Raw genomic sequence first — 11,934 nt, 5'->3', positions numbered from 1 at the left:
GTGACGGGGGCCTGACGATGGACCTGGGCATCGCCGGGCGCAAGGCCCTGGTGTGCGGCGCGAGCGCCGGGCTCGGCCATGCGTGCGCGAAGGCGCTCGTCGAAGACGGTGTCCACGTGGTCATCGTCGCGCGCACCGAGGGGCCGCTCGTCGAGGCGGCACAGCGGCTCGCGGCGATCGGGCGCGGGCGCGTCGAGTGGGTCGCGGCCGACGTGACGAGCGCCGACGGCCGTGCGCGCATCTTCGCGGCCCACCCCGACTTCGACATCGTCGTCACCAACGCCGGCGGCCCGCCGCCGGGCGACTTCCGCCAGTGGACGCGCGACGACTGGCTGCGCGCGATCGACGCCAACATGCTCGCGCCGATCGAGCTGATCAAGGCCACCGTCGACGGCATGATGGCGCGCGGCTTCGGGCGCATCGTCAACATCACGTCGAGCGCGGTGAAGTCGCCGGTCGAGGGGCTGGGACTGTCGACCGGCGCGCGCAGTGCGCTCACCGGCTTCGTCGCCGGCCTGGCGCGGCAGACGGTGGCGCACGGCGTGACGATCAACAACCTGCTGCCGGGCACGTTCGACACCGCACGGCTTGCGGGCAACCTCGCGGCGCAGGCGCAGCGCGAGGGCATCACGGCGGAGCAGGCGCGCGCGCGGCGGCTGGCCAAGCACCCGGCGCGACGCTTCGGCGACCCCGACGAGCTCGGTCGCACCTGCGCGTTCCTGTGCAGCGTGCACGCCGGCTACCTCAACGGGCAGAACATCCTGCTCGACGGCGGGTCGTTCAACGGCGTGTTCTGAGCGCCGCGCGGCCCGCCCTTCCCATCCTTCACCCGGAGACTACGTATGGCATCGCTGGACATCGGCGTCGTCGGCGCGGGCGTCGGTGGCCTGGCCGCCGCGATTGCGCTGCAGCGGCACGGCCACCGCGTCACGGTGTTCGAGCAGGCGAGCCGCTTCGGGCGCGTCGGCGCCGACATCAACCTGACGCCCAACGCGGTGCGTGCGCTCGACGGGCTCGGCCATGGCGTCGGCGCGGCGATCCGCCGCCACGGCGCGAAGCCGACGTACCGCATCAGCCGCGACGGCGGCACCGGCGCCGAGACCTCGCGCCTGGCGATGGGCGATGTCGCCGAGCAGCAGTACGGCGCGCCGCAGGTCACGATCCACCGCGCCGACGTGCTGGCCGCGCTGACCGGGGCCTTCCCGCTCGAGCACGTGCGCTTCGGCCGGCGGATGCAGTCGCTCGCACAGGGCGAGGCGGGCGTCGCGCTGCGCTTCGACGACGGGCATGAGCAGACCTTCGACGTCGTCGTCGGCGCCGACGGCATCCACTCGCGCGTGCGCTCGGCGCTGTTCGGCGACGAGAAGCCGCGCTTCACCGGCGTCGTGTCGTTCCGTGCCGTCGTGCCGACCGAGCGCGTGCGCGACGTGCCCGAGATCGAGGCCTTCACGAAGTGGTGGGGCCCGAACCCGCAGACGCAGATCGTGACCTTCCCGCTCAACCAGGGGCGCGAGACCTTCGTGTTCGCGACCACCGGGCAGGATGCGTGGCACGAAGAGTCGTGGACCCGCGAAGGCGACGTCGAGGAACTGCGCGCCGTCTACCGCGACTTCCACCCCGACGCGCGCCGGCTGCTCGACGCCTGCGACACGGTGCTCAAGAGCGCGCTGTACGAGCGCGACCCGCTGCCGCGCTGGTCGCAGGGCACGGTGACGCTGCTCGGCGACGCGTGCCACCCGATGCTGCCATTCATGGCGCAGGGTGCGTGCATGGCGATCGAAGACGCCGTCGTGCTCGGCCGCTGCCTTGCCGCAGCCGGCGACCGCGCGCAGGCCGCGGCCGCGCTGCACTGCTACGAGCACACGCGGAGGGAACGCACGGCCAAGATCCAGATCGGTTCGCGTGGCAACCAGTGGCTGAAGACCCAGGGCAATGCCGACTGGGTCTACGGCTACGACGCGTGGTCAGTGCCGCTGGAAGCGGGCTGACCGCCGACGGCCCGCTGCGGTCAGCGCGCGTGCGACTCGCCCAGCGACTGGCGCGTCGCGCAGCCGACCGGCTCGTCGGCGCGTCGGGCAGGGTGGCCAGCGACACGCGCACACGAGCGCGACGAAAATGCAGCCGATACCGGGCGCTCGCGCCTTCGGCGGCGAACCCGTCGAAGCCGCCGGCCTCGGCGTCGCCGGCCACGGGCTCGCCCGTCCATGCGACGCCGCGTTCGAGCAGCCGCCCCCCGATCCGAGGGGCGGGCACGTGGCGGCGCCGCGTGACATGCGCCCCGCGGGCCGTGAGGCCGGGTGCCGATAATCGCGCGCGGGCGCCGTGCCCGGCGCCCACCCCTCAACGACCCGGTTTTCCATGAAGATCCTCGTCACCGGCGCCGCCGGCTTCATCGGCATGCACACCTCGCAGCGCCTGCTCGCGCGCGGCGACGAGGTCGTCGGCCTCGACAACCTCAACGACTACTACGACGTCACGCTCAAGCAGGCGCGGCTCGCGCGGCTCGAGGCGCAGCCGGGCTTTCGCTTCGTGCGGCTCGACGTCGCCGACCGCGCGGGGATGGAGGCGCTGTTCGCGCGCGAGCGGTTCGACCGCGTGATCCACCTCGCCGCGCAGGCGGGGGTGCGCTACTCGCTCACCAACCCGCACGCCTACGTCGAGAGCAACCTCGTGGGCTTCACGCACGTGCTCGAGGGCTGCCGACACCACGGCGTGCAGCACCTGGTGTACGCGTCGAGCTCGAGCGTCTATGGCGGCAACACGAAGCTGCCGTTCTCGGAGCACGACAGCGTCGACCACCCGGTGAGCCTGTACGCGGCGACGAAGAAGGCCAACGAGCTGATGGCGCACACCTACAGCCACCTGTACGGGCTGCCGACGACGGGGCTGCGCTTCTTCACCGTCTACGGGCCGTGGGGCCGGCCCGACATGGCGCTGTTCCTGTTCACGAAGGCCATCCTCGAGGGACGGCCGATCAACGTGTTCAACCACGGGCACATGCAGCGCGACTTCACCTACGTCGACGACATCGTCGAAGGCGTCGTGCGCGTCACCGACCACACCGCGACGCCGAATGCGGCCTACGTCTCCGACACGCCCGACCCCGGCACCAGCAATGTGCCGTACCGCGTTTTCAACATCGGCAACCACCAGCCGGTGCCGCTGCTCGAGTTCATCGCCTGCATCGAGCGCGCGCTCGGCATGACGGCCGAAAAGCGCCTGCTGCCGATGCAAGACGGCGACGTGCCCGCGACCTACGCCGACACCGACGCGCTGCGCCAGTGGGTCGGCTTCCAGCCCGCGACGCCGATCCAAGTGGGCATCGAGCGCTTCGTCGCGTGGTATCGGGACTACTATCGGGTCTGACGCCACCGCGGGCGCCTGCGGCGCCCTCTGCCTGCCATGAAGCTGTCGCGCCGGGACTGGCTCGCGCTGCTCGCCGTTGCCGCGCCGACGCTGGCGCATGCCGACCTCGTCGAGGTCATCGCACGCGCCAAACCGTCGATCGTCATCGTCGGCACGTTCAACCCCACCGACAACCCGCGCTTCGCGCTCAAGGGCACCGGCTTCGTCGCCGCCGAGGGCAACCTCGTCGTCACCAACGCGCACGTGCTGACGCCACAGGCGACGGCCCGGCCCGGCGAGCCGGGCACGCGGCAGGTGGTGCAGGTCTGGCGCGGGCCGCGCCAGTGGGAGATGCGCGAGGCCAGCGTCGTGCGCGTCGATGCGGCGCGCGACCTCGCGCTGCTGCGTGTGGACGGCACGCCGCTGCCGCCGATGGCGCTCGCCGACCCGGCGAGCGTCAACGAGGGGCTGTCGATCGCGTTCATCGGCTTTCCGATCGGCGGCGTGCTGGGCTACGCGCCGGTCACGCACCGCGGGATCGTCTCGTCGATCACGACGGTGGCGCTGCCGGCTCCGCAGGCCGGCCAGATCAACGAGCGCGCGGTGCGCCGCATCGGCGAGGGCAACTTCGAGATCTACCAGCTCGATGCGGTGGCCTACCCGGGCAACAGCGGCGGACCGGTGTTCAACGCCGACACCGGTGAGGTGGTGGGCGTGATCAACATGGTGATGGTCAAGGGCACGCGCGAGTCGGCGCTGACCAACCCGACGGGGCTGACCTACGCGATCCCGGTCCAGTTCGTGCGCGAGCTGCTCGAGCGGCGGTGAGGGGTGTGGCGGCAGCACCCGGCGCGTCGCCGGATCGCATCAGGTGTTGCAAGCGGTTATCGCGGGCGGGTTCTCGACGACACGCCGCGACGCCCATGGGCTCACGACAGACGGGTCGACCTCGACGCATCGGGTGCGCAATGCGGTCGGATTGCGCAGCCGACCGACCGCCAGACCGTGATCGATTGCCCGCTGCACGGTGCCGGTCGCGCGCGCAGGCCGGATGCACGCTTCTGCGTGCGCCGCTGCCGACGATGCGCCTTGTAACAATCGGCCCCCAAGATAGGGGGAAGCCCACCGACAATCCCATCACCGAGGCCACAGGCAGCAACGGAATGGCACCCACCACCGACCACGCAGTACCCGGTTTGGCGCTCGCCGGACACACCTACCTGCCCACCCCCGCGATCCGCCGCGCGTTCCAGGCCCACCGGGCCGGCGAGCGCCCGCGCGGCGGCCACGCCGACACGCTGGCGCTGCTGAGCATCGACCACGGCCGCAGCGACGGTGCGCAGAGCTTCCACATCCGCGCTGCGCAGGCCGAGACGCAGCGCCAGGCGGCGCGCCAGCTGGTGCGGCGCATGTACTCGCACCGCGGCTACCTGACGCCCGAGGCCGACGAGCCGGTCAACCCGTACACCGTCACGCTGGTCGTCGCGCGTGACGACGAGCCCGTCGGCACGCTGACGGTAGGTTTCGACTCGCCCAATGGTCTGCTGTGTGACGAGCTGTTCAAGCCCGACGTCGACGCGCTGCGCCGTGCCGGGCGCAAGGTGTGCGAGTTCACCAAGCTCGCGCTCGACGTCGACGGCAACTCGCAGCAGGTGCTCGCGAGCCTGTTCCACATGGCCTACCTGCACGCGCACCGCATCCGCGGCTGCGACGACGTGCTGATCGAGGTCAACCCGCGCCACGTCGGCTACTACCGCCGCATGCTCGACTTCCGCGTCGTCGGCGAGGAGAAGCTGTGCCCGCGCGTCAACGCGCCGGCGGTGCTGATGGCGCTCGACCTGTCGCACACGCGGCGCCAGATCGAGCTCTATGCCGGGCGCTTCGACCTGCTGGCCAACGTGCGGTCGCTGTACCCGTATGCCTTCCAGCCGGCGCAGGAGCGTGAGGTATTGCAGGCCCTGTCCGACACGCACGCGCGCTGGAGCCAGGAGCTGCTCGCCGCCTGAGCTTTCGACAGGCGCACCGAAGCCGCGCGAGGCTGGACGTGCGACCCGGCATCACAACGTGATGTCGGGTCGTTCGCTTTTTGGTGCGTGTTCTTTGGTGGGCGTCGACGCCGGTACGACGAGATTCGCCACGGTTTGACCGCGGCGCAGGTGGCGCTCGATGATCTGCGCCGTGCCCGCTTCGTCGAGTGGTCCGTAGCATACGTCTTCAGGGTAGATCTGCACCACGGGCGCGTGGCGGCACGGGCTGAGGCAGCTCGTTTTCGTCGCCTGCAGGGCGTCGTCGATCCCGAGCCGCGCGAGCCGTGCCTTCTCCTCGCGCAGAAGGCGCCACACGTCGGGCGCACCGGCTTGCTTGCAGGCGTCGCCATGGCAGACGAGCACGCGGCGGCGTGTGGTCGCCGCAATGTCGGTCAGCTCACCGGGCGTCGTTGCAACGAACGCGCTCGGCTCGGTCTGCACGGCTTTCGGCACGGGGGTGCGCGGCGTCGGCTTTCGCCGCAAGCCCAGCGCCGAGCGCCAGGTCCACGGCAACCGGGCCGCCAGCACGAGCAACGCCGGCAGCAGCAGCACCTCGAACAGCAGCCCCGTTAACAGCCCGGCTGCGGTCATCAATCCGAAGTTTGCCGTTGGAATGAAGTCCGACGTCGTGAACAGCGCGAACTGCGCGATCAGCACCGTCGAGACAGCCAGCACGGCACGTCCAGCTGATTCGTAGCTGCGGGCAATCGCGAACAACGGTGACATACCGGCGCTCAGGCGCCGCGCGACACCGTGGTAGAGGTGGATCGTGTCATCGACGGTGATGCCGAGCACGACGCTGGCGATCATCACGGTGGCCAGGTCGAGCGGAATGCCAGTCGCCCCCATCAGCACAAAGATGAAATACAAAGGCGCCAGGTTGGGTGCCATGCACAGCGCCGCGCCCTTGGCCGAGCGCAGCAGCAGCGCCATCAACACGAAGATTTGAGCGAACGCACCGGCAAAGCTGTTGAGCTGCCCCTCGACGAGCAGGCCGACTTGATCGGCCAGCAACCGCCCGTAGCCGCCGACGTCCACCTTCACGTCCGCGATCGGCGCAGCAGCGACTTGTGCCCGGATCGTCTCGATCGTGCGCCCGATCTCGCGCGTGCCGTGCACGTTGAGGTTCAGCACGATGCGCGCATGGTCGAAGTCGCGGTTGACCAACTCGTACAGGTCATTGCCGTCGTAGACCAGCAGATACTGGCGCAACAGCCGGTCGGTCGGCGGCAGGGTGCGGAACTGCGGGCGTTCGCGGTTCATCGCCCAGTGCATCTCCTCGACCAGATCGACCATCGACACCGTGCGATCGACTTCGGGCAGGTCCTCCAGCCACTGCTGGAAGCGCTTGACTTCGCGCAGCGTCTCGAGACGCTGGAAGGCGTCGCGGCCGGCGCCGCGCAGCGAGATCTCGAGCGTCGTCACGCCGGCAAGTGCCGACTCGATGCGCCGGGTATCGACATTGATCGGGTGGTCGGCGGCGAAGAACGCAAGCAGATCGGTCTCGATCTCTACCTGCTGGACGTGCGGAAACGCCACGATCACTGCGCCCACCAGAGCGGCGATGACCGTCTTCGGCCAGCGCATGCTCAACAGCGCTACGCGCCGCGCCAGACGGCCAAGCCGTCCCATGCCCGACGTGTGCTGCGGCCAGCGCCTCTGGTCCCAGCGCCGCAGCACCGGCGGCACGAGGAAGAACACCGTCACGAACACCAGCAGCGTGCCGGCGGCGCCGGCCACGCCGAACACCTGCACCGGCGGGATTGGCACCAGCAACAGGCTCAGCAGCCCGGCGCCGGTGGTCAGCACGTTGTAGGCGCTGGGTCGACGGGTCTCGGCCAGCGCGCGATCGATTACCTGCGAACGCGTGGTCGCCGTGCGCTGCGCGCGCTGCACACCCGCGTACAGGTGCAGCAGCGTGGCCACCGTGTACGCCGCCAGCAGACTCGGCAGGATGGCCGTGGCCATCGTGTACGGCTGGCCGAAGGCGACGATGCCGGCGATCGTCGGAGCGACCACGGTCGACATCGCGACGGCCCCGATCACCACCGGCATCAGCCGCCCGACCACCCACCACAGCAGCGCCAGCCCGATGATCACCGTCAGCGGCACCAGCCACGCCGTGTCGCGCAGGATGGATGCCAGCTGCGCCACGTCCATCGTGACTTGCCCGGCGTCGCCCGCATAGTACGGGCCCAGGCCCGTTTCGTTGATCGCCTTGGCCACCGCCAGCTTGAGCTGCAGCCGCTCACTGCTCTCGCGCAACGGCACGGGCCGCACCGCCATCGCCACGTACTGACCGTCGCGCGAGGCCAGCAACCCGGGCACGAAGCGGTCCGACAGCACGTGCCGTTTGAGCACTTCAGGGTCGCCCGGTATCTGGCCCACGTCCACCAGCGGCTCGACAGTAAAGCCGTCACGGCTGCCCGAGATGCGCTCGAACGACGTCAGCGTCGTCACGCGGTCCACCAGCGGGTGCTGCCGCAGCCGCGCCGCGAGGGCGTCCAGGCGGCGCAGGAAGTCAGCGCTGTAGAGGGCGTTGCCGTGGAACAGCACGGTCAGCGCCTCGTCGGTCGGGAAGTCGCGCCGCAGTTCGTCGCGCAGCACGACTGCCGGCGAATCGGGCGGGTAGTAGGCCTCCGGCGCGTTATTGAACGTGAGGTTCGTCAGCACGTGCACGGAGGCGGCGTGCAGCGCGAGGACGGCCAGAAGCGCCAGCGGCCACGACAGCATGCGGTAACGCATGCCGCCGGTACGGCCGTAGACCCAACGCGCGAAGAAGCGCTTCACACGGCGGTCAGAAGCGGGTGCGCAGGCCCAGCGCGATCATGTCGTGGTCGCGGTGGAAGCCGCCGAGCGTGCGCGCCTCGCCGCTGAAAAAGTGGCCGGCCAGGTAGATCTCGTGGGGCTCCCAGCCGACGAAGCTCAGCTTGGGGCCGATGTACGCGTCGCGCACATTCAGCCCGCGTGCGAAGCGCAGCGCGGCCTTCCAGCGGCCCTGGGCGAAAGCGGTCTCGACTTCGCCGTTGAGCCCGGCATAGTCCTTCAGCTCGAGGATTTCCGTGCCTGTGCGAAGCGACCGCGCCACCACCTGCAGGTTGACGCGCGTGTCGGCACCGCCGGGGAAGAACTCGACCGCGCCGACCCACTCCACCGCATTCGTCATCGCCATCGCGGTGTTCGGCAGCGTGACGGGCACGTCGTGCGTGTAGCCCAGCTCGGTACGCCACGTGACATCGCCGGTGACCCACTCGGCGTCGACACCGGCGAAGTTGTTGAACGGGTGCACGGCCGTGAACGACGGCGCCAGCGTGTCGACCCGGTAGTAGGGCAGCGACTGTCGCGTGCGCGCGAGCGTGACACCGACGTCGAACGGCTCGCCGCTGCGCGTGATGCGCACCGCGGCGCCGCCGAACCCGCCGTCGTCTTCGCGCACCGTGGCACTGGCCACGAGCGCGGCGAGGGAGGCGCTGGGTGCGATGCCCAGCACTTCGCCGGTCGTGCGGTTGATGGGACTCCACACGCTGTCGATCGCCGGCAGGTGCGCGCCGCGGAACGCCGGCAGCGCGACGGCGTCGACCTTCCAGTCGTCCAGCGTCTGCTCCCAGCGCAGCGCCAGCTGGCTGCGCCGGCGGTCGGCGAGCTTGTCGAGCACGAAGCGCGTGACGTCGGCACGGCTGACCCGGTCGGCCAGCGGCACTTCGTCGACGCGGCCCCAGACGATGGTCTGTGCACCCAGCGTCAGCCGCGTGTCGCCGCCACGCCAGCGCACGTAGGTGTCGCCCAGGTCGCCACGCCAGCGGGTGTAGTCCGACGTGCCGCCGCTGTGGCTGTCGCCGTCGAGCCGTGCGCCGAGGCGCCACTCCCAGGTGCGGTCGGGCTGCCAGAGCGCGAACACGCTGACGCGCACGGCGGCGGCGTCGTCGGCCTCCGGCGCATCGCTCAAGCGGCCGGCTTCCACTTGCAGCCGGTCCACGCCGACGCGCAGCGCGGTCGACGGCGCCCGCGCCGCGCCGCTGCGCTCCGCGGCGGTGCCCGCCTGCGCGACGACGATGCCGGCGGCGGACAGGCCGCCCGCGTCCGCAAGTGAAGCCCCGCCCAGCCAGGGCAGGACGAGCCACAACGACGTTCTGAGGATGCTCACGGTCGGTACTCCGCTTCGAGTCGTTCGTCGGCCAGCGCCTGCGACGTGAACAGCCGCGCCGGCAGGCGGCGATCGTACTTCGCCACCTCGACCACGAGCCGCGTTTCGCGGCCGCTGGCCAGGTCGACCATGCGGCTGTCGGTCACCGTCCAGTAGCCCTGGATCTGCCGGCGCTGCCCCAGCAGCCAGCGCTTGCCGGGCCGGGTGTCGTCGCGCTCGAAATGGTCCACCCGCAGCACCATCGCCGTCTTCGGGTCGATCCAGCTGACGCGCTTGCGATATACCGAATTCGACGCCTCGACCGGCACGCTCTCGACGACCTGGCAGTCGATGCCCTCGAGCGTCTCCACCCCGAGCAGTCGGTGCTGGTCCAGTGCCGGCTTGCGCTCCTGCAGGTCTTCGTAGTACAGCTCCGAGCCGACGAAGCGCCCGCCCTTGCGGTCGCCGGCGATGCGGCGCACGCGGTCCAGCTCGGGCAGGTACAGCCACTGGTCGGTGCTGCCGTCGCCCTTGGCCACGCTCAGCAGGCCCGTGCCGGCGATATCTTCGGGGGCGAGGAAGCGCAGCAGGCTCGCCGTTTCGCCGCCGCCCTTGTCGAGGCGGTAGGTGGCCAGTGTCCTCACGCGCGGTGCCCGGCCCTTCTCGACAAGTTCCATGCGGCTGAGCGTCGCCACGTCACGACCGGCGGGCCGCTCGTGGACCGCCTTGACGAGCGCCAGGGCGTCGTCGGCCTGCGCGCCGAGAGGAAGAAGGGTGCCGGCGGCCAACGCGAGGGCTTGGCGGCGGCGCAGCGGGACGGATATGCGCTTGATGACCATGTTTCAACCTTTGGGTGCGCGGCAGCTGCGTGCGCAGTCTGCCAGTCGCGCCGATCGTGCTTGGAGTGGCGTTGTCGACGAGAGCGATGACCCGGGGCGTGGCAGCGAGGGGAAGAACCGTCGATGCGCAGGTTAACTGCGCCACATCGTGAACATTGAGCCGATCTGCGCGGTTGTCGGCGGCCTGATTCAGGGTGCGTCGCCCGGCGCAAGGTGCGCTTGCCAGCGCGGCCGGGCTGGAGGTGCATCGTCCGGCGGCGCGCCAATGCGGGCAGGCGCCCCGCCACGCACTACGCCGCTGTCGGCATGGACCGGCGCGGGGTACCGATCAGGTAGGTGACGCCCACCGGCAGCCGGCCAATGCGCTCGACGCCGGCTTCCCAGTCGAAGGTCTCGTGGCCGGGAATGCCGCGCACCAAGGCCATCATCTCGTCCGGAGTGTAGGTGCGCAGGCACGAGACGATGCCGTCGAACATCACGGCCAGCGGGACGACCGGAATCACGTAGGTCCAGAACAGGCGTGACCAACGGAACGGCTTCTGGAACGGCGAGGTCATGAGCACCAGCGCCGGTGTCAGCAGCATATAGGCGAGCAGCAGGGGGTGCCGCTGGGTCGATTCGGCAATCACGATCCCCTGCCTCTGCTGGAGTGCATCGGCAAGGATTGCCTGGGCCTTGGCTGGCTCGAAGTGATGGAATGCAGAGAACACGGTCCTCAGACCCTGCAGATCCTGGCTGACGTTCAGTGCCGAAACCGATGTGTCGACGAATCTCGTACGGCCGCTTGAATCGGAATCCGCGAGGCGCTTGAAGGCCGCGATGTTGGGGAAGTAGTCTGTCAGCGTCACGGAGACCTCCCTGCCCGTCCGACGAACCACTTCGTCACGAAGTCGCAGCCATGGTCCCCCCCCTCCGCTGCACAAGTCCACCACGGAATCGACGTTGGCCGCACTGATCGCCGCTGCCAGACGGGGCGCAAAAGGCTTGTAGAGGTCCGCCTTGACGACGGCAAACTCCAGAAAGTCGGTGATCCCGTTCCTGATCGATGGTGGAAGCCAAGCCTGGTCTTCCAGTTCAAGCAGTTGCATGCGCTTCATCGCCTGACCATTCTGCGCGTTGCAGTTCCGACCGGGCGATTCTCGATTCGCGGCCCAAGCGCGGTGACGCGATCACGCAGCGCTTCTCGCATACCTATACCTGTTAGCGCGGATCGCAGGCCGATTGTTTCGCCGAGCGCCGCGGCGCAATGGACGTTGGGGCGCACAGGGTACGCCATCTCGACAGTTCCGCCCGCATCGTCGGCGGCGGGTTCTCGGAAAGGGACTGCGAACCCGGCTCTCCGTCGTAGTGGAGTCCACCGATCGGGCCGGGTACCCGTGCGAGGCGTCGCCTTCACGATGACGACAGCCGTCATCTCCGCGACTTCCCATGTCAATGAGGTCGAACTCGAATGCGCTACGGCGCCGGTGGTACGGTCTGGTGCGACGGGAAGTGGAGCCATCAAAAAAGAAGGTAATTCCTAAGCAAACCGGACCAAATCTGAGAGGATTTGGTCATGGAGCGATGTCCCGGATGTGCAGGTTGTCGGCACTATCGCCTG

9 protein-coding genes are annotated in these 11,934 nt (G+C 69.7%); 5 read left to right on the top strand and 4 right to left on the bottom strand.

All coding sequences use genetic code 11. The annotated features are described in order from the left end of the window. Nucleotides 1–17 precede the first annotated feature (17 nt). The 5 genes from MOJ79_RS15465 (at nt 18) to MOJ79_RS15445 (ending at nt 5,351) form a co-directional block, all read left to right on the top strand. The gene (locus MOJ79_RS15465; protein WP_119292537.1) at nt 18–797 is read left to right on the top strand and encodes an SDR family oxidoreductase; all 780 of its coding nucleotides are present in this window, start codon (nt 18–20) and stop codon (nt 795–797) included. A 45-nt stretch (nt 798–842) separates the two neighbouring features. After that, the gene (locus MOJ79_RS15460) at nt 843–1,988 is read left to right on the top strand and encodes an FAD-dependent monooxygenase (protein WP_241924962.1); all 1,146 of its coding nucleotides are present in this window, start codon (nt 843–845) and stop codon (nt 1,986–1,988) included. Between the two features lie 370 nt (nt 1,989–2,358). Further along, nucleotides 2,359–3,366 (top strand): NAD-dependent epimerase, encoded by a 1,008-nt coding sequence (locus tag MOJ79_RS15455; RefSeq protein ID WP_241924961.1) that lies wholly within the window; start codon nt 2,359–2,361, stop codon nt 3,364–3,366. Between the two features lie 36 nt (nt 3,367–3,402). Next, nucleotides 3,403–4,173: a S1 family peptidase gene (locus tag MOJ79_RS15450; RefSeq protein ID WP_241924960.1), complete on the top strand. Its 771-nt coding sequence runs from the start codon at nt 3,403–3,405 to the stop codon at nt 4,171–4,173. Nucleotides 4,174–4,508: 335 nt separating this feature from the next. Beyond that, nucleotides 4,509–5,351 carry an N-acyl amino acid synthase FeeM domain-containing protein gene (locus MOJ79_RS15445; protein ID WP_241924959.1) on the top strand — a complete coding sequence of 281 codons (843 nt, stop codon included), beginning with the start codon at nt 4,509–4,511 and terminating at the stop codon, nt 5,349–5,351. 51 nt (nt 5,352–5,402) lie between these two features. Here the strand turns inward: MOJ79_RS15445 and MOJ79_RS15440 are convergent, their stop codons facing one another. The 4 genes from MOJ79_RS15440 to MOJ79_RS15425 form a co-directional block, all read right to left on the bottom strand. Further along, nucleotides 5,403–8,162, bottom strand: a complete 2,760-nt coding sequence (locus tag MOJ79_RS15440) for an MMPL family transporter (protein WP_241924958.1) — start codon at nt 8,160–8,162, stop codon at nt 5,403–5,405. A 7-nt stretch (nt 8,163–8,169) separates the two neighbouring features. Further along, complete coding sequence (locus MOJ79_RS15435) at nt 8,170–9,516, bottom strand: DUF1302 family protein (protein ID WP_241924957.1); 1,347 nt, start codon at nt 9,514–9,516, stop codon at nt 8,170–8,172. Next, nucleotides 9,513–10,334, bottom strand: a complete 822-nt coding sequence (locus MOJ79_RS15430; protein WP_241924956.1) for an outer membrane lipoprotein-sorting protein — start codon at nt 10,332–10,334, stop codon at nt 9,513–9,515. Before MOJ79_RS15430 ends, MOJ79_RS15435 begins: the two co-directional genes overlap by 4 nt. Before the next feature lie 290 nt (nt 10,335–10,624). Further along, nucleotides 10,625–11,431, bottom strand: coding sequence for a class I SAM-dependent methyltransferase (locus MOJ79_RS15425; RefSeq protein ID WP_241924955.1), 807 nt, complete (start codon nt 11,429–11,431; stop codon nt 10,625–10,627). Nucleotides 11,432–11,934 lie beyond the last annotated feature (503 nt).

Origin of the sequence: Calidifontimicrobium sp. SYSU G02091 (genome assembly GCF_022631395.1) — a bacterium.
In the GTDB taxonomy this organism is placed as follows: Bacteria; Pseudomonadota; Gammaproteobacteria; order Burkholderiales; family Burkholderiaceae_C; genus Calidifontimicrobium; species Calidifontimicrobium sediminis.
Note: the sequence above shows the minus strand (reverse complement) of the source record. Positions and strands in the feature narration are given on the sequence as shown.